General features: G+C 29.8%; 18 protein-coding genes. 14 read left to right on the top strand and 4 right to left on the bottom strand.

What is annotated here, in order from left to right:
• Positions 1 to 203: 203 nt before the first annotated feature.
• From LL038_RS16125 to LL038_RS16090, 8 genes are all read left to right on the top strand, one after another.
• On the top strand, positions 204 to 884 hold the full coding sequence (locus tag LL038_RS16125) for a response regulator transcription factor (RefSeq protein WP_216123747.1): 681 nt from the start codon (positions 204 to 206) through the stop codon (positions 882 to 884).
• Between the two features lie 2 nt (positions 885 to 886).
• Positions 887 to 2,296: a sensor histidine kinase gene (locus tag LL038_RS16120; RefSeq protein ID WP_253199997.1), complete on the top strand. Its 1,410-nt coding sequence runs from the start codon at positions 887 to 889 to the stop codon at positions 2,294 to 2,296.
• A 117-nt stretch (positions 2,297 to 2,413) separates the two neighbouring features.
• Entirely contained in the window at positions 2,414 to 2,968 is a 555-nt protein-coding gene (locus LL038_RS16115) for a phosphatase PAP2 family protein (protein ID WP_375293013.1), read from the top strand.
• Positions 2,969 to 3,003: 35 nt separating this feature from the next.
• A complete protein-coding gene (locus tag LL038_RS16110) occupies positions 3,004 to 4,317 on the top strand; it encodes a VTT domain-containing protein (protein ID WP_216123749.1) in 1,314 nt (437 codons plus the stop codon).
• Positions 4,318 to 4,456: 139 nt separating this feature from the next.
• Positions 4,457 to 5,134: a DedA family protein gene (locus tag LL038_RS16105; RefSeq protein ID WP_216123750.1), complete on the top strand. Its 678-nt coding sequence runs from the start codon at positions 4,457 to 4,459 to the stop codon at positions 5,132 to 5,134.
• Between the two features lie 111 nt (positions 5,135 to 5,245).
• On the top strand, positions 5,246 to 5,821 hold the full coding sequence (locus LL038_RS16100) for a phosphatase PAP2 family protein (RefSeq protein ID WP_268055888.1): 576 nt from the start codon (positions 5,246 to 5,248) through the stop codon (positions 5,819 to 5,821).
• A 51-nt stretch (positions 5,822 to 5,872) separates the two neighbouring features.
• Positions 5,873 to 7,066, top strand: a complete 1,194-nt coding sequence (locus LL038_RS16095) for an O-antigen ligase family protein (protein WP_216123751.1) — start codon at positions 5,873 to 5,875, stop codon at positions 7,064 to 7,066.
• 240 nt (positions 7,067 to 7,306) lie between these two features.
• Positions 7,307 to 8,326 (top strand): phosphodiester glycosidase family protein, encoded by a 1,020-nt coding sequence (locus LL038_RS16090; protein ID WP_216123754.1) that lies wholly within the window; start codon positions 7,307 to 7,309, stop codon positions 8,324 to 8,326.
• 71 nt (positions 8,327 to 8,397) lie between these two features.
• Here the strand turns inward: LL038_RS16090 and LL038_RS16085 are convergent, their stop codons facing one another.
• Both LL038_RS16085 and rbr read right to left on the bottom strand, forming a co-directional pair.
• A complete protein-coding gene (locus tag LL038_RS16085; protein WP_216123756.1) occupies positions 8,398 to 8,700 on the bottom strand; it encodes a hypothetical protein in 303 nt (100 codons plus the stop codon).
• Between the two features lie 11 nt (positions 8,701 to 8,711).
• The gene (gene rbr / locus LL038_RS16080) at positions 8,712 to 9,251 is read right to left on the bottom strand and encodes a rubrerythrin (RefSeq protein ID WP_171296109.1); all 540 of its coding nucleotides are present in this window, start codon (positions 9,249 to 9,251) and stop codon (positions 8,712 to 8,714) included.
• 326 nt (positions 9,252 to 9,577) lie between these two features.
• Here rbr and LL038_RS16075 point away from each other — a divergent pair, with 326 nt between their 5' ends.
• The 4 genes from LL038_RS16075 (at position 9,578) to LL038_RS16060 (ending at position 12,513) form a co-directional block, all read left to right on the top strand.
• On the top strand, positions 9,578 to 10,753 hold the full coding sequence (locus tag LL038_RS16075) for an SAM-dependent methyltransferase (RefSeq protein ID WP_290443047.1): 1,176 nt from the start codon (positions 9,578 to 9,580) through the stop codon (positions 10,751 to 10,753).
• A gap of 64 nt (positions 10,754 to 10,817) precedes the next feature.
• Positions 10,818 to 11,171 carry a CidA/LrgA family protein gene (locus tag LL038_RS16070; protein ID WP_171296108.1) on the top strand — a complete coding sequence of 118 codons (354 nt, stop codon included), beginning with the start codon at positions 10,818 to 10,820 and terminating at the stop codon, positions 11,169 to 11,171.
• Positions 11,164 to 11,865, top strand: a complete 702-nt coding sequence (locus LL038_RS16065) for an LrgB family protein (RefSeq protein WP_216123757.1) — start codon at positions 11,164 to 11,166, stop codon at positions 11,863 to 11,865. The genes LL038_RS16070 and LL038_RS16065 overlap by 8 nt, the downstream gene beginning before the upstream one ends.
• A gap of 81 nt (positions 11,866 to 11,946) precedes the next feature.
• A complete protein-coding gene (locus LL038_RS16060) occupies positions 11,947 to 12,513 on the top strand; it encodes a hypothetical protein (RefSeq protein WP_216123758.1) in 567 nt (188 codons plus the stop codon).
• Between the two features lie 68 nt (positions 12,514 to 12,581).
• On the opposite strand, the gene LL038_RS16055 is transcribed toward LL038_RS16060, so the two are convergent.
• Both LL038_RS16055 and LL038_RS16050 read right to left on the bottom strand, forming a co-directional pair.
• Positions 12,582 to 13,073, bottom strand: a complete 492-nt coding sequence (locus tag LL038_RS16055) for a hypothetical protein (RefSeq protein WP_216123759.1) — start codon at positions 13,071 to 13,073, stop codon at positions 12,582 to 12,584.
• Between the two features lie 29 nt (positions 13,074 to 13,102).
• The gene (locus LL038_RS16050) at positions 13,103 to 13,549 is read right to left on the bottom strand and encodes a hypothetical protein (protein WP_253200272.1); all 447 of its coding nucleotides are present in this window, start codon (positions 13,547 to 13,549) and stop codon (positions 13,103 to 13,105) included.
• A gap of 323 nt (positions 13,550 to 13,872) precedes the next feature.
• Here LL038_RS16050 and LL038_RS16045 point away from each other — a divergent pair, with 323 nt between their 5' ends.
• Positions 13,873 to 15,528, top strand: coding sequence for an oleate hydratase (locus LL038_RS16045; RefSeq protein WP_216123760.1), 1,656 nt, complete (start codon positions 13,873 to 13,875; stop codon positions 15,526 to 15,528).
• 248 nt (positions 15,529 to 15,776) lie between these two features.
• A complete protein-coding gene (locus tag LL038_RS16040; RefSeq protein ID WP_216123761.1) occupies positions 15,777 to 18,005 on the top strand; it encodes a GGDEF domain-containing protein in 2,229 nt (742 codons plus the stop codon).
• Positions 18,006 to 18,133: the final 128 nt, after the last annotated feature.

Genomic DNA, 18,133 nt, shown 5'->3' with positions numbered 1-18,133 from the left:
TAGTTTATATTTCATGTAAAAAATACATATGAGAAATCATATGTATTTTTTACATGTTATTTGTTTTATTAATATAATAGTCTTAATAAGAACGAGCATATATGAAATACTCATAAATATGGCTAAGACTAGGAAGATAGTGTATATTAGTAGTATATGGGATCTGTTTTCTCACTAAATTATCGTAAAAGGAAGGTGCTATTTTGAAGGATTTTAGAATTCTTTTAGTGGAAGATGAAAGGCTAATGTCAACATTTATTGAAATGGAATTGAGTCATGAAGGATATAGAGTTGATGTTGCTTATGATGGACGAGAAGGTTTAACAATAGCTGAGGAAAATGAGTATAATTTAATACTTCTCGATGTTATGTTGCCGGGGCTTAATGGAATTGAGGTTTGCAGAAGAATAAGGCAGTTGTCGCTCGTACCTGTAATTATGCTTACTGCGAAAAGTGATATATCAGATAAGGTTTTAGGATTAGATGTAGGTGCAAATGATTATCTCACAAAACCATTTGCAATAGAAGAACTATTAGCAAGAATTAGGGTGTATCAAAGGGCTACATCTATAGGGAATAAGACTGATGAGATTAAAGTGAAAGACATAGTTATGGACAATAAAGCGCATAATGTTAAGAGAGGCAGCAAAGAAATCGAACTTACAAAAAAAGAGTTTGACCTTTTAGAAATACTTTTAATAAATAAAAATGTTGTACTTACAAGAGCACAATTAATTGAAAAGGTATGGGGTTATGACTACATAGGGGATACTAATGTTGTAGATGTGTTTATAAGATATTTACGATGCAAAATTGATGATGGCTTTGAGGATAAACTTATAACCACTGTAAGGGGTGTAGGATATGTTGTTAAAGGTGAGTAACCATGAATTTTAAAATTATAAGTTCTAAAATTATGAATTTGAAAATGATCAAAAGTGCAAAAATATCTTTGAAATTAACTGTGATTTATGCTGTAATGTTCTCATTAATATTACTTATTTTAAATGCTTCTATTCTATATGGTATAAAATACTACTTGTACGGTCAGGCAAATAAACAAATAGAAGATGTCAAAACAATAGTATTAAATAATATCGTGTCTCGGAATGAGCATGGAGATTTGTCAGATAAAGAAATTGTTTCAGATGTTACATCAGAACAAAATATATCAATAAGAATACTAAAGCAAGATGGTAAAATACTAAACAAATCAAAAGAATTTAATTATAATATTATAAGCAAAGAACCTTTTGATAAAATAACAAAAATTAAAGAAGATGATAAACACCTAGTATATAAAATTTTAAAAATTGAAACCCAGAAATATGGAGTAATTTATATTCAAATTGTTAAGTGGATGGGTAATGAATATAATTTTATGCAAATTTTGTTCGTTTTAATGGCAATAGCTGATTTTATAGGGATGATTGCTTCAATTATATTGGGGTACATCGTAAGTAAAAAGATGTTAGAACCTATTGATCAAATAACTAAAGCTGCTGATAATATTAGTATTAATAATTTATTGGGTAGAATTGAGGTTGCGGGTCCTGATGATGAGCTTAAAAGATTGGGTATAACTTTTAATAAAATGATAGATAGGCTTCAAAAATCCTTTGATAGGCAAATTCAGTTTGTGTCTGATGCATCACATGAACTTAGAACGCCTATTGCAGTTATCCAAGGGTATGCAAACCTAATCGATAGATGGGGTAAAGATGACAGAGAAGCCTTAGAAAAATCTATTCATGCTATAAAACTAGAAACTAGTAATATGGCAAATTTAGTTGAGAAATTATTGTTTATTGCTAAGGGGAGTAGCGGAAATCAAAAAATTGAGAAAGAAGATTTCTTGCTTAATGATCTTATTTGCGAAGTGATTAGGGAAACTAAACTTATAGATCATAGTCATATAATATCAAGTTACAAAAATGATTCCATTAGTATATTTGCAGATTATAAAATGATGAAGCAGATGCTTAGGATATTAATTGATAATAGTATTAAATTCACACCAGAAAAAGGCACAATAGATATAAGTTCAGAGATCCATTGTGATACAGTAAAAATTACCGTTAGTGATAGCGGCATGGGAATACCAGAAGATGAAATACAAAATATATTTGAAAGATTTTATACTGTTGATAAATCTAGATCTAAAGAAAAAGGTGGTACTGGTCTTGGACTATCTATTGCTAAATTAATTGTGGATGTACATAAAGGAACTATAAGTGCAGAAAGCACGGAAGGTTTTGGAACAAAGATAACTGTTATATTAAATATTAATTATTAAGTTAAATCTAATATTGCAGCTCCGAATGAAATAATTTAATGTGATTTTAATCTTGCAAATATATTATATAAGACATGGGGGACATTATATAATCTCCTAGAAATCAAAGGAGGAATAATGATAATGATGTACCTACTACAGAAATTTGATATCTCTATACTATTGTTTATAAAATATAATATGCATGGAATTATTATGGATAAAGTTATGGTTATATCAAGTTACTTGGGAAATGCAGGAATAATATGGATTATAATAGCATCGATACTTATAAGTAACAAAAAATATAGAAAAATAGGGATTATGGCCTTAGCAGCTTTAATCCTAAGCGCAATTTTAGGTGATGAAATACTGAAAAATATATTTAAACGTTTGCGGCCATCGGACACTATACCAACAATGAGCCTTTTAATAGAAAGGCCATTATCTTATTCATTTCCATCAGGGCATTCTATGTCGTCCTTTGCAGTTGCAGGGGTTCTTGCAAAATATTTTAAAAAGTATGTTATTGAAATTATAAGTTTAGCATCTTTGATAGCTTTTTCTAGGGTATATTTATATGTGCATTATCCTACAGATGTTTTAGTAGGTGCAATTTTAGGGCTTGTATGTAGTGCTTTAGTAATTTATACATTTGATAAAGTGAAGCATAAATCTAAGGCTAGTATATAAGAAGTTTGTAATCTTTAAAATAGGGGGGCGAGATTTTGCATTCTGTAATAGGATTAATTAATAATTATGGATATATCATATTGTTTAGTGCTTTAGTGCTTGAGTTAATTGCATTTCCTCTTCCTGGTGAATTAATGATGACATATTGTGGATTTCTTGTTTATCAATCTAAAATGAATTGGGGTATAAGTATCCTAGTAGCTACGGGTGGTGTGATGCTGGGCATTACAATTTCTTACTTTATTGGTGATAAATTAGGCGCGAATTTTTTTAAAAAATATGGTTCATATATACACCTTGGACCCGCTAAAATTGAAAAAACATCTAAGTGGTTTAATGCATCTGGTAATAAATTATTAATTTTAGCATATTTCATACCTGGGGTTAGACATATTACGGGGTATTTCTCAGGAATAACAAAAATATCGTATAGGAGGTTTTCTAGTAACGCTTATTTCGGAGCGCTTTTGTGGACAGCTACTTTTATTTCATTAGGTAAGGTTCTTGGACCAAATTGGGATAAATTCCATGGCGACATATCAAAATATTTGATTATTGGTAGCATAGTAATATCTATAATATTAACGATTGTATATGCTTATAGAAATCATAGGATACAGATAATCGAGAATACATACAAAGTTTTAGATAAAACTATAATTATATTTCATTCTATGGGAAAAATGAAAGTTGCTATAGGGGCTGTAGCAGTTGCCTTTTTAGGCTTTTCAGTTCTTGTAATTGGGGTGGTACAGGATTATTTATCACATGAATTTGATCAATTTGATATTGTTGTATCATACTTAGTAAAAGTAATTTTTAATTCTAAATGGTCATTTGTGATAGGGCTGTTTAAACTAACAACATCAATTAGGGTATTAGTACCTCTTACTATCTTCATGTTTATATGGATTATAAGGAGAAATATAAATCGAATACTTGAAATCCAGTCCCTATTTATTGTGATTTTAGGTGGAGAAATATTACAATATGGTTTGAGGCATATTTTTAGGCGATTAGGACCTTCTTCAATAAGCCTAATAAGTCATAATCAATATACATTTCCAAGTTATCAAGCTTTAATGGCAATTGTTTTTTATGGATTTTTTGTATACCTAATAGTCCGTCATGCAAAGAGGGTCTGGGCTAAAACTGCGGTCTTAATTATAACTTTATTTATATGTATAATATCAGGTTTAAATCCAATATTCTTTGGAACTGAGTATCCAAGTGATGTTTATGCGGGGTATATTTTTGGTGGAGTCTGGCTTACTATAAATATCATTTTATTAGAAGTTTATCGCATACTACCTACAATAAAATCTAAAAATAGCAACTTCTTAAAGTAATAGTATGGGAGGGCCAGAAGTATTTTATTTATGATATTATCTTAAAGTGTGATATTTTTTAATCAAATTTTAATCTTATAGATATATAATACTAGCATCAAGACATCTACATAAGTGTTTAATAACGAGGAGAGAAAATATGGATATTTTAATCAACTTTATAAACGTAATAATGCATATTGATAAGTATTTAACTTTAATGGTTCAACAGTATGGTATGTTAACATACGGAGTTCTTTTTTTAATTATATTTATTGAAACGGGTTTAGTAATTACACCGTTTTTGCCAGGTGATTCAATGTTATTCGCAGCAGGAGCACTAGCAGGAATTGGATCAATGAATATATTTACTCTCCTAATAATATCATATCTTGCGGCTATACTTGGAGATACTGCAAATTACTTTATCGGTAAAAAGATTGGGAAAAAGATACTCGAAAAAGAAGAAGTAAGGTTTATAAATAAGGATTATTTAATAAAGGCTCAGGAATTTTATGAAAAGCATGGCTCGATGACAATAGTAATTGCAAGATTTATTCCTATAATTAGAACTTTCGCACCTTTTGTAGCTGGTATTGGCGAAATGAATTATTCGAAGTTTGTACCATATAATATTGTTGGAGGAGGACTTTGGGTAAGTTTATTTTTAGGTGGAGGCTATTTCTTTGGTAATCTATCATTTGTAAAAACTCATTTTTCTTATATGTTAGTAGCTATAATAATAATTTCATTATTGCCTGGAGTTATAGTGTTTATAAAAGAAAAGAGAAAAAAAAATGATGACAATGAAGATGAGGTTCAGAGCACTGAGATTTAATAAGATTGGTACTAAGTATAATGTTATGGCTCGCATGCGGGGGAATAGCATTTTAAGATTTATAGTGAATTATAATACATAGGATAGTATATATGAGAAAGAGGCGGTAATGTGTATCTCAAAATTGGGAATGAAATACAAAAAATCGATGATTATATTCTATTTGTTATTAAAAAGTATGGACAAAATAGATATTTAGATATTATAATGCCTATAGTGACATTCATGGGGAATATGGGGATTATTTGGTTTATAATATCTATTGCATTAATATTAGATAAGCCGTATAGGATAATTGGGAATTCAGTAATTCTAACATTAATTATAAGTACAATTGTTGGTGAAGGTATAATGAAACACGTAGTACGACGAGTTAGGCCTTGTAATAAGCAGGAGTATGTTAGCAAGCTTTACTTAAAACCAACATCTTATTCTTTTCCTTCGGGACATACATTATCATCCTTTGCTGCTGCAGAAATGCTCTCTATGTATTTTACACAATATAAATTAATATTTATGACAATAGCATTTTTGATAGCTCTTTCGAGACTATACTTATATGTTCATTATCCTACAGATGTTATAGCGGGAGTTATAGTGGGGGTAATATGTTCGAAAATAATTTTTATTATTTTGCAACAAGGATATAACAGTTCAATTCAACAAATACTTATAAATATAAAATAAAGTGTGACATTTTCGTTAGGCTTGTTTGACTATAGGTGAAGGTGGTTTATTATGTCTATTTTAGTTTTTTTAATAGTTATTTCTCCTTATACGACCATAATACCAATAATATATATGCTATATATGGTATTATTTAAAAAAGTAAGCATACACAAAAATCATTGGAACATAGGACTTTGTTTACTTTTTATTTGGTCTTTAATAGTAGGAGTTATAAATTATAGTTTTTCATCAATTGTTGTATCTTTTGCTCTTTTTATGTATTTATGTGTTAGCATTTTTTTACAAGATTATTGTAAAAATGAAAGTATAGTGGAAAAGATATATATGCATTTAGTATCGTTTTCACTGATTTCAGTTATTTTTGGAATTATTGAGAAAGTTATATATGTTTATTTTAACATTAATATTTGGTCGAAATTTCTTCAAATTACATCTCAGCCGGTAGTTAATGATAGAATATATAGCACTTTTGGAAATCCCAATGTAGCAGGTAATTGGTTTGCCATAATGATTATTGTAGGTCTTTATTTTTGCAGTATTAAATCTAAAACAACAAAATTATTTTATAGAGCAGCAACACTCTTGTTTTTTATTGCATTATATTTAACAGGATCACGTGGTGCTTTTATCGGTCTCTTATGTGGACTTTTCATTTTTTATCTACTTAAAGGTAGCAAAAAGGATATGTGGCTGTTTATAACAATATTCATAATTACAGTTGCAGTTACTTTTATGCCATCGGAGATTTCGAAAAATATAACGGCACATGGGTTTGATGACTCATTTATTAGTCGTGTTGGAATATGGAAAGGATGTTTAAAAATGATAAGGATTAAGCCCTTTACCGGTTGGGGGCTTATGGGAATTACCGAGCATGGGGCAGACTTTATGAAAGGTTATTTTTATGCAACGTTATACCATGGTCATAATATCTGGATTACGATTATGACAACACTTGGAGGCATCGGGCTTTTAATATATGCTTATTTGAAGATCAATTTATTTAGAAATTTAAAGATACTTTATGCACAAAAGTGTAGAGTGGTTCCAATGCTAGCAGGCATTCAAGCTGTAATAATTGGGCATGGATTGGTTGATTTCACAATGATTGCACCTCAAACTGGGCTATTATTTATAGCTAGTTCAGCTATAATAAGTTCTCTTGTAAAACAAAATAATAGTCCATCGTTTTATGATGATTCGAATGATTCTAATCATGAAAAATCATCGAAAATTAGTTAGGTATATTTACAAAAGCATTTAGATCACAGCTTAGTCTGTTATCTGGATGCTTTTTATTATAGGTAATTATATTATTTAAATTAAATATAAGGCTTTTTCACCCTGTTTTTAATATTATTTTATATAAAAAATAACATGCATGTAACCTATAAAACAAATCATATAATATATAGAGTTATAATTACCTATTTTTAATCTTTGAAATTATAGAATTAAGCATTACATAAAAGGAAGGGAAGTATGAAAACAATAAAGAAAAAAGAAAAAGGTAAAAGGAGTAAAAGCAGACTAGTTTTATTATTTATTATATTTCAAATTGTTTTCACAACAATTACAGGTCCATTTATGATTTATTATGGCCCATTTAAAAATGTAAGGTCTACGGTTGTAGGTTCTGCAATGACTACGCTTACCTTACAATGGCTAGTGACATCATTTTTATCTGATGATAAGATAAATAAAATTATGAGCCAGCAGAAGGTGGATGTTATAGTTCAAGATAATTCACATGGAATAGGCACAGGCGTAAAGGTAAAAAACAAAAATGATAAAGGTGTTACAAGGTATGAAATAATAGGGAATAAATTTAAGGGATATCTGCTAGTAATTAATGATCCAACCAGAGTGAAAGTGGGATATAGTAGTAAGATCGGCGAGGAAGGGGAATTAACTAGTGATATTGCAAGAAGTAATAATGCCATTGCAGCCATTAATGGTGGAGGCTTTACAGATAGAAGTGCGGGATCACTTTGGACGGGAACTGGGGCAAATCCAGCTGGAGTTATAATGTCTGGTGGAAAGATTGTTTATAATGATATAAATAATGGTAATGAAAAAATAGAAACTATAGCATTAACTAAATTGGGAAAGTTACTAGTTGGCACTTATACAATTAAAGAGATGATAAAATTTGGGGTAAGCGAGGCAGTATCCTTTGGTCCTGCCATGATAGTTAATGGATTTAAGACAATAAATCATGGCAATGGTGGTTGGGGAATTGCACCTAGAACATGTATAGCACAAAGAAAGGATGGGGCAATATTATTTCTAGTTATTGACGGTAGACAGATACGTAGTTTAGGAGCTACGCTAAGAGAGGCACAAGATGTGTTATATGATCATGGAGCTTATAATGCAGCTAATTTAGATGGAGGTTCATCCTCTACATTATTTTATGATGATGAAGTTATAAACAATCCTTGTGATAGTTTGGGAGAAAGATCTGTACCTTCAATTATATATGTAGAAAACAGAAAATAGGAAATATATTTTGTTTATTCAAATTTATAAGGCAATCTAAATAGAGGTTGCCTTATAAATAATTATAAACATTATTTAATGTTGTCATTTACGTATTCTTCATCAACCCCGTAAAAAAGATCTTCACTTATAGTTCTGTATGTGTTATAAATTTCGCTAGTTTCTATATCGTACCTAGAGTCATGATTGTCATTGTACTCATTATTTTGAGGAAGGGTGTAGTCATCGCTATGAATATCGCTGTACTTATCATTATAAGGAATATTTAACTCATCATTGTAAAAACCGTTGCAACGAGCGTTGTATTCATCCTCATATGAAAACATTACAGGTGCTACTGGCACTAAATAGTAAGTGGGATAGTAAATTATCATATTCATCCCTCCTATTTGTAGTCTTCGCAATAGATTTTAAAGTAAGCTCTTGGGAACTTACATAGTGGACAAAAGGCAGGGGCTTCTTTTCCAATATGAATATATCCACAATTCATACATTGCCATTTTACATCAGTGTTTCTTTTAAATATCATACCTGCTTCAAGATTTTCATATATTTTCATAAACCTCATTTCATGATTTCCTTCTACTTCTTGTAATTCCTTATAGAAATTTGCAATTTCAGTAAAACCTTCTGCCCGGGCTTCTTTTTCAAATTGTTTATATAGGTTATTACTTTCATGAGCTTCTCCCTCGGCCGAATCTTTTAAATTATCTGCTGTACTTTTATTCATCTTAAGAAACCTATTAAAAACTTCTCTTGCATGAGCCTTTTCATTGTTCGCAGTAGCTTCAAAAATAGAGGCTATATACTCATACCCTTCCTTTTCTGCTTTTTCAGCATAAAATGTATATTTATTTCGTGCTCTTGACTCTCCAGCAAAAGTGCTGAGAAGATTTCTTTCAGTCTTACTACCATTTAATTGCATTAATATTCCTCCATTAAGTAATTTATCTTCTTTATTATCTTATTCGTTATGGGGTTAAAGGTTACCTTAAAAAAAGAGTTGTATTTGATCATAGAGAATAATTAGAAAAGTAAGTAAACGAGAGGTTTATGTATAAAAGAAAATATGATTACCGTTTACTAAGCTAAAATTTTAGAGAATTCGTTTTTGACCTCTAGATAAAAAAATGTTATACCTAATATGGTAGGTTGTTATTTTTGTAATAGAATAACAAATTAATGGTATACTTTATTTAGTATTTGTTATTTTTAAAACTATATAAACAATTAATAAAGGAGTGATATATTTTGATTACAGATAAATTATTTTATAAAACTTTATTAAAAAGCATGTTTTCAGATCCATTTGAAATTAGGTTTTGGGATGGTGATGAGGAAAAGTACGGTGAAGGTGAGAGCAAATTTAAAATCATTCTTAATGAGCCGATACCAAAAGGTGATATTATAAATAATCCTTCAATAGCTCTCGGAGAAGGGTATATGACTAAAAAATTAGAGGTAGTAGGTAGTGTACAGTCTGTGATTGAATCTTTATATAATAATAAGGAAAGTTTTTTAAAAAAGAGTGCGAAATATCAACATTTAATAAAAAAGATAAAAAATAGTATAAAAAGAAGTAAAGACAATATAGAATTTCATTATGATATCGGTAATGATTTTTATAAGCTATGGTTGGATGATACTATGAGTTATTCTTGCGGATACTTTAAGAATGATACTAATTCCTTATATCAGGCTCAAATTAATAAAATAAATCATATTTTGAAAAAATTAAATTTAAAAGAAGGACAAACTCTACTTGATATAGGGTGTGGTTGGGGAGAACTCATAATAACAGCTGCGAAGCAATATAAGGTGAAAGCTGTTGGTATTACTTTAAGTGAAGAGCAGTTTGAAAAGGTAAATGAAAGAATAAAAGCAGAAGGACTAGAAGATTTGGTTGAAGTTAAACTTGAAGATTACAGGCAATTAAAAAATTTAAGTTTTGATAGAATTGTAAGTATAGGAATGTTAGAGCATGTAGGACTAGATAACTTATCTGAATATTTTCATGTAGTGAATAGTTTATTGAATGATAAAGGTCTGTCTTTAGTTCATTGTATAACAGGAATAAATGAAGGCGGTACAAATACATGGATAGACAAATATATTTTTCCAGGTGGACATGTGCCAGCAATAAAAACTATTATTTCAGATATAGCAGAGCAAAATTTTGAACTAATTGATATAGAAAGTCTTAGAAGGCATTATGGTAAAACGCTGGAACATTGGGCTGAAAACTTTGAAAATGCTCTTCCTATAATAGAGAAGAGTAAAGATGAAATGTTTATAAGAATGTGGAGATTATACTTAAATTCTTGCGCTGCATCATTTAATTGTGGTAATATTAATCTTCATCAGATATTATTCGCCAAAGGAGTAAATAATGATTTACCTTTGACAAGAGAATACTTATATAAATAAAAAAAATATAAATGAGTTACCGATTTTCGTGTATTACAATATTTCATAATGAGTAGGTGAAAGAATGAGGTATTTAAGACAATTAATGATTGTTTTAATTCCATATGTTTTAGGAACTGTATTACAACTAACATTAAAATTACCAATTCCAGGATCTGTTATTGGACTTATTTTATTGTTTTTAGGATTACAAATAGGAATAGTTAAAATTGAAATGATAGAAGAGCTTTGTGAGTTTCTTTTATCAAATATGTCCTTTTTATTTATACCTGCTGGAGTGGGTCTAATGACGGCATTTGGTGTATTAAAGGGGAAATGGATACCATTTATGATTATAGTTGTTTTTTCCACATGTGTAGTGTGGATTGTAACAGCACTCGTAGTTAAAATTTTAAGGAAAGGACGTTTACATGAATGATTTAATTACTTCACCAGTTTTTGGTGTAATAACATCTCTTATTGCTTATGAAATTGGACTTTATATAAAGAAAAAAGGCAGACTTTCAATTTTTAATCCACTTATGATAGCCGTTATTATATTAATATTATTCCTTACAAAGTTTCATATCAAATATGAGGATTACAATAAGGGAGGCCAAATAATTTCGTTTTTTTTATTCCCTGCAACAGTTGCGTTAGCTTTGCCAATGTATAAAAAATTTGTATTATTTAAAGAAAATGCTACACCAATACTTATAGGGATTTTTAGTGGAGCCATATCTGGTTTTATTAGTGTAGTATTTCTTTCAAAATTATTTGGATTAACAGATGTACTTATTAAATCTCTAATGCCTAAATCTATAACAACACCTATAGGAATAGCTTTGTCAAAACAGTTGGGTGGACTTCAATCAATTACAGTTGTAGCGATAATTATTACAGGTATTATAGGTTCAATTGTAGGACCGTTCTTATACAAAATTTTTAAAATTAATGATAAAGTTGCCCTAGGAATTGCTATGGGGTCATCAGCTCATGCACTTGGAACAGCAAGAGCTATGGAAATAGGGGAAGTTGAGGGAGCGATGAGTGGTTTAACTATGGCTATCTCAGGAGTCATGACTGTCCTATTGTACCCTCTTTTATGGAAGATGTTTCTTAAACTATTCTAAGAGCTTCGCAGAAGATAACTTGTAGCTTCGCAGAAGATAACTTGTAGCTTCGCAGAAGATAACTAAGGAGGCACTGTAATTATGAAAAAAGTTGAAGAAAAAGGACCACTAAATAAATTATTTAATTCGATAGACAATTTATTATCAGATGAGAAAGAGCAAAATCTAAGAAGTAAGCTCGGAAAAGAAATACGAAAATGCATTTTTACTGATGACATAGTGGAGAGACTTAATGAGAATGATTTTTCAGGAATGGTTGAGGAAGAAGGAGAATCAATAGTACTTTTTTCTATGATATTCCCTATTTTTGTCGAGAAAGATAGTGTCATTTTTAGGTTGTATAAGCATAAAGTCGAAGTTGATTTATCAGATGAAATGAGTGATAGATATATTTATATATTCTCAGATGGAAGACTTACATCAGGTCTATTTCAATGTTTTAAACTTTATGATGACGAGTATATGTATGGAGTGAAAAAAATAATAGATATGATTCCAAGTTTTAAGGATACTGTAAAAGAGGCACTTGTAACTTTAAATAATAATGAAGTATTCACTAAAGAGAAAATGGGGACATTTAAGGAAAGAGAAGTAATCGCTAAAGATAATTTTAATGAATTATTTGAGAGCTTAAATGCGTTTAAGTAAGCGTATGTATATTATGAAAATAATAAAGGAGGAGCCTAGGCTTCTCCTTTATTATTTTTATTAAAAATCTAGCACATAACAATAATTTTATAGGGACTTGTTTGTGCTGGTATACTCCTTGTGGTAGCTCCATAAAGAACAATTAGATTCCGGTTTGTTGGACTTTTGGTAAATGATTGCCCGTTTTCTAGTACTATCTGTGTCCAGGGTGCAATGTTTAATTTTAAATTATTATCGCTACTTAAAAGATTATTGTTAAAATAGTCTACTTTTACATTTTGATAAAGTGTATCTTTTGCAATAACGATTGCTCTAAATTGTGGTGGGAAAATGAGAACAGTAGGTACATTTGCATCATAAAAGCCAGTTACAATATCCCCCAGTGTCACCATTACATGGTCTACAAAGTAAGTAGTTGGTTCCACTACGAAATTCACTAAATTTCCATATCCATCTTCCACAGACATTAACTTATAACATCCTGTATTTTTTCCAGTTTCATCTATCCAAAAATCATTGATCATTGTAATTACTCCACGGAAATGTTGAAAATTTTTCATATTAATTCCCCTATTCCTTAATTACTAATTTAAAAACATTGGAAACTACTAATTTCTCTAAGATCCATTCCAAAATACCTCCAAGTATTTCTATACCAGCGAAAACCAGATACAGATCTAGGACCCACAAATGTAAGCCATGCCCAGAATCCTCTGCCTCTTTTTGGCCATATATATACAAATCTACGAAGGCAAGGCCTAATTGCACATTGATCTATAGCTAGGGGAGTAGCACCAAATTGTTGAACCTTAGGTTCAGGCGGCGTAAAGTTTGGAGCTGAAGAAGGTGGTCTGCCTGTAGGTCCTGAAGGTGGACGTCCTTGGGGACCACTATGAGGCCCGCCTTGAGGTCCTTGTGGAAATGGTGGGAAAGGATTCATTTGCCTATAGGGACATGATAACGGAAAATCTTGAGCTTCTTGTTCATAAGTATTATTTAAATTAAATGATTTGATAGTATCTTCATCGATATACATTAAATTAACTCCTTATAGTATTTACAATATAATATATGGTTAAATTGGTCATTTTGTTATTTAAAATTGAAATTTTTTTATTTAACGACATTTCAGAAGTTTTCAATGAATCTTCTTCGAAGCTGTTGCAGCGACCCAGGAGATGATTTAAGTATACAGTTTAGGATATATGTATATATTTTAGACAGTCTTATGATATTGATTGTATAAAATTATAGTGATTAGATTTATATTATATATATGGCAAGCTAATAACTTGATATATTTAAGTTTAAATTAGTTTTATAGGAGAATAGATAATTTTAAAAATGGAGGGTGTTAAAATGAAATTTAATTTTGATCAAACTATTGATGTAGAAAAAACAAATGCTTATATGGTTGGTGCTGGACTTGCATCAATGGCAGCTGCGATATATTTAATTAGAGATGGACATGTTCCAGGTAAAAATATTCATATATATGAAGAATTAGATATAACAGGTGGAAGTATGGACGGAAATGGTAATGCAAAGGATGGTTATGTAATCCGTGGTGGAAGAATGTTTGATAGAGAAGCTTATGCTTGTACATTTGGAATAATGGAAAGCATTCCTTCATTAACTGATCCTAAAGTTTCAATAATGGATGAATTTAATGCTTTTAATAAACAGATTCATACCCATGCAAAAGCTAGATTAATAGATAATGATGCTAATATATTAGATGTATCGACTTTAGGATTTGACCGTGAAGATAGAATGGCATTAATGGATATAATGATTAACTCTGAAGATTCTTTAGGAACAAAAACTATTAAAGAGTGTTTCCCAGAAGCATTCTTTAAGACAAATTTCTGGCTTCAGTGGACTACACTCTTTGCATTTGAGACTTGGCATAGTGCTGTAGAACTTAAGCGATATCTTCATAGATTTATTCAAGAATTACCACGACTTAAAGATTTATCTGGAATACGTCGTACACCATATAATCAATATGATTCAATGTTATTACCTATGACAAAATGGTTAAAATCACAAGGGGTTAATTTTGAATTAAACTGCAGAGTAACTGATTTAGAATTTAAACCATCGGATACTGAAACTACAGTTACGGCATTTAAATGTCTTAAAAATGGAAAAGAAACTAGAATAGAGGTCGGCGCTGGAGATTTAGCATTTGCTACTATTGGTTCATTAACAGCGGGTACTAGCCTTGGATCAATGACTAAGCCAGCAATAATTAATGACAAGCATGTAGGTGGAGCATGGGATCTCTGGGAGAAAATTGCAGATGGTCGTCCTGAGTTTGGTAATCCAAAGGTCTTTGATGAACGAGTTGAAGAATCAATGTGGGAGTCTTTCACAGTTACACTTAAGGATCCAACAATGTATAAGAAAATAATAGAATTCTCAGGTAATCAACCGGGTACTGGAGCCCATATGACATTTAGAGATTCTGCATGGCTTATGACAATAGTTTTGCATAATCAACCACATTTTATCGGCCAAGCTGATGAAATACAAATTATTTGGGGTTATTCTTTATTCCCATATGCAAAGGGTGATTTTATAAAGAAGAGAATGGTAGATTGTACTGGTGAGGAAATATTAGCCGAAGTATTATATCACCTAAACTTTAAAGATGATATGAAGAAAATTATAGAAACATCTATTTGTATACCATGTATATTACCGTTTACAACAGCACAATTTTTAACTAGGGCAAAGGGTGATAGACCTCAAAATATTCCAGAAGGTTCAACTAATTTAGCATTGCTTGGACAATTCTGTGAAATAAAAGATGACGTAGTATTTACAATGGATTATTCAGTAAGAGGTGCACAAATTGCTGTTTATAAATTCCTAAATCTAAATAAGACACTTACTCCTATTTATAAAGGACAACATGATGTACGTGTAATGCTTAATTCTGTACTTGAAATGATGAAAGATGATAATTTAAGTAAGGAATTACTTGCAATAAAATCTTTGTTAAAATAATTTAAATAATAGAAGGAAGTCATAAGCTCTTAATTTAAAAGCTTATGGCTTCTTTTTTATGTATTTTATTTTTGATGTAGTTATTTAAAATGTAAGATTAATGTTTATTTATTACAATTTTGTAGCTTTTAAGTTGTATGTATTTCTGTTTAATGGTAACATTGTATTTATAAAAAAGGGCAGTACTAAAAAATAGATTAAAGTAATTTAATTCAAAATAATTATGAATATTGAATAGGAGTAATTTCATGAATGATGGTTATATAAGGAGAGAAATTAAGGTACTTTTAGAAAAAGCTAATTTACTAAAAAATAGTGATTCTCAGCGGACAATAGAATTCTCAAATGATGCATTACTCTTATCTGAAAAGATAGGATATACACTTGGTGAAAAAGTCGCTAACTTATATATGGCTTATTCGTACTATAGCATTGGGAATGATGAAAAAGCTTTAGAATTAATATTTGTTTCACTTCATTATTTTATTGAAGAAGGATTTTGTGATCTCATATGGTTGGAATATAATTTATTAGGTATTATATTTAGTGAGTTAGGTGACATTGAAAAAAGCATGAGTTTTTATGATAAAGCACAAATAGCTGCAAAAGAAATTGATTTAGGTAAAAGATATGATAATAAGGCTACTTCAAAAAAATCGACAATGCTTACTTTAAATAATATTGCAGAAAATTATAAATTACTTAATGAATACAAAGAAGCATTAAGTTATAGTGAAAGAGCATATGATATAGATTCTTTATCGGATTATAGCTTATCTAGTGGAGTAACTATCCTTAGCTTAGGTGAAATTTATTATTTATTAGAGGAATATGAAAAGGCGAATATTCTCTCGTATAAAGCTTTAAAGTATATGAAACGGTATAATTATACTATAGCGGATGCTGATATCTATAAATTATTAGCGCAGACTTCATGGAAAAAAGGAGACTACGTAAAGGCTGATGAATATTTTTATATTGCTATAAATTTAAATGAAAAAGAATCAATACCTAGTTACAAAATTGATGCATTACTTAGTTATTATGAATATATGATGGAACGAAAAAAAACAAAAAAAGCAATTGGTATATTAATAAATGCCTGTAATGTATCAATAAAATATAAACAACATGAAAAAGTGTCTGAAATATCGATGATGTTATCAATATTTTATGAAAAGTCAGGAGAATATGAATCATCTTTTAGATATATGAAATTGCACTATAAGTACGAAAAAAAACATACAGAGGCCTATAATAAAAATATTATTCAGAGTCTAAATATGAAAAAGAAAATGTTAGAAATTGAGAAAGAGAATAATAGAATTATAGAGAAAAATGAAAACTTAAAAATAGAATCACAATCGCTGCAAATGCTTGTTGAAAAAATATCTATTATTAGTGAACTAGGACAAAAAATAACTTCAACTTTAAATGAACATTCGATATTAGATATACTTTATTCAAGCATTAAAAATTTTATGGATTTTTCTTATTTCTGTATTGGTCTTTATGATGAGGATAATTCTATGATAAATTATTTAGATGCTGTTATTAACGGCAAAAAGGAAAATATACCTGGTCTTTCAATTTTAAGTAAACCAAGTTTTACTGGGAAGTGTATTGAGAGTAGTGAGTTAATTATAATTAATGATATTAGTAAAGAGTTTCCGAAATACATTAACGAGGGAACGTATAACAATCAATTAAAATTGAATTACAATTCAGAACTAAACTCAATGATGTTTTGTCCTCTTATAGTAAACGCTCAAGTTATAGGTGTAATGTCAATACAAAGTAAAGAAAAAAATGCTTTTACACCATACCACATTGAAATGGTTAAAGCATTATCAGCTTATGCTGCTATAGCAATTAATAATGCAATAAAATCAATGGAACTAGAAACGGAGGTTAAAAAAACAAAAGGAATTCAAATTGAATTAGAAAAATTGAATAAAGTATTATTATCTTTGTCTGAGAACGATAGTTTAACGGGGATTTCCAATAGGAGAAAGTTTGATATCTACATAAATGATGTTTGGGAGAGCAGTATAAGAGAAAGAAATAGTTTATCTTTGCTAATCATTGATATAGATTATTTTAAGGAGTATAATGATAACTTTGGTCATTTAGAAGGGGATAATTGCTTAGCTAGAGTTGCTAGCATTTTGGCAAACTTGAATAATGGACCATATTTTGTTGCAAGGTTTGGTGGTGATGAATTTGTGATTTTATTGCCAGAAAGTTCAATTGATTATGCAATTAAATTTGGAGAAAATTTAAGAAGTAAATTGAAAAAGTTGAATATTAGACATAAATTCTCGGAAATTTCAGATAGAATTACTTTATCGATTGGAATATCTTCGGTTTTTCCTAGCAAAAATATAACAATAAATGAATTTATAAGAAAGGTTGATAATGAACTTTATATTGCTAAAAGAAATGGAAGAAATGGAATATCAGCTGATGTATACTGAAAAAAATACATATTGATGTTATAAAACGACAAATACTTTATTCTGAACCATGTTGACAGAAGAAAACATCACTTTAATGATTATTCAATACAAATTTGTCACTTTTGGTTGTATATAATTGCGCAATA

The organism is Clostridium estertheticum (genome assembly GCF_026650985.1).
Taxonomy (GTDB): domain Bacteria; phylum Bacillota; class Clostridia; order Clostridiales; family Clostridiaceae; genus Clostridium_AD; species Clostridium_AD estertheticum_C.
This window is presented reverse-complemented; position numbering and strand designations above follow the sequence as displayed.

What these genes read in the sequence shown, in the direction of transcription:
- LL038_RS16055 (WP_216123759.1), bottom strand. Translation starts at nt 13,073, where the DNA reads ATGAAAAATTTTCAACATTTCCGTGGAGTAATTACAATGATCAATGAT.
- LL038_RS16085 (WP_216123756.1), bottom strand. Translation starts at nt 8,700, where the DNA reads ATGATAATTTACTATCCCACTTACTATTTAGTGCCAGTAGCACCTGTA.
- LL038_RS16115 (WP_375293013.1), top strand. Translation starts at nt 2,414, where the DNA reads ATGATAATGATGTACCTACTACAGAAATTTGATATCTCTATACTATTG.
- LL038_RS16050 (WP_253200272.1), bottom strand. Translation starts at nt 13,549, where the DNA reads ATGTATATCGATGAAGATACTATCAAATCATTTAATTTAAATAATACT.
- LL038_RS16065 (WP_216123757.1), top strand. Translation starts at nt 11,164, where the DNA reads ATGAATGATTTAATTACTTCACCAGTTTTTGGTGTAATAACATCTCTT.
- LL038_RS16070 (WP_171296108.1), top strand. Translation starts at nt 10,818, where the DNA reads ATGAGGTATTTAAGACAATTAATGATTGTTTTAATTCCATATGTTTTA.
- LL038_RS16060 (WP_216123758.1), top strand. Translation starts at nt 11,947, where the DNA reads ATGAAAAAAGTTGAAGAAAAAGGACCACTAAATAAATTATTTAATTCG.
- rbr (WP_171296109.1), bottom strand. Translation starts at nt 9,251, where the DNA reads ATGCAATTAAATGGTAGTAAGACTGAAAGAAATCTTCTCAGCACTTTT.
- LL038_RS16090 (WP_216123754.1), top strand. Translation starts at nt 7,307, where the DNA reads ATGAAAACAATAAAGAAAAAAGAAAAAGGTAAAAGGAGTAAAAGCAGA.
- LL038_RS16040 (WP_216123761.1), top strand. Translation starts at nt 15,777, where the DNA reads ATGAATGATGGTTATATAAGGAGAGAAATTAAGGTACTTTTAGAAAAA.
- LL038_RS16120 (WP_253199997.1), top strand. Translation starts at nt 887, where the DNA reads ATGAATTTTAAAATTATAAGTTCTAAAATTATGAATTTGAAAATGATC.
- LL038_RS16105 (WP_216123750.1), top strand. Translation starts at nt 4,457, where the DNA reads ATGGATATTTTAATCAACTTTATAAACGTAATAATGCATATTGATAAG.
- LL038_RS16045 (WP_216123760.1), top strand. Translation starts at nt 13,873, where the DNA reads ATGAAATTTAATTTTGATCAAACTATTGATGTAGAAAAAACAAATGCT.
- LL038_RS16095 (WP_216123751.1), top strand. Translation starts at nt 5,873, where the DNA reads ATGTCTATTTTAGTTTTTTTAATAGTTATTTCTCCTTATACGACCATA.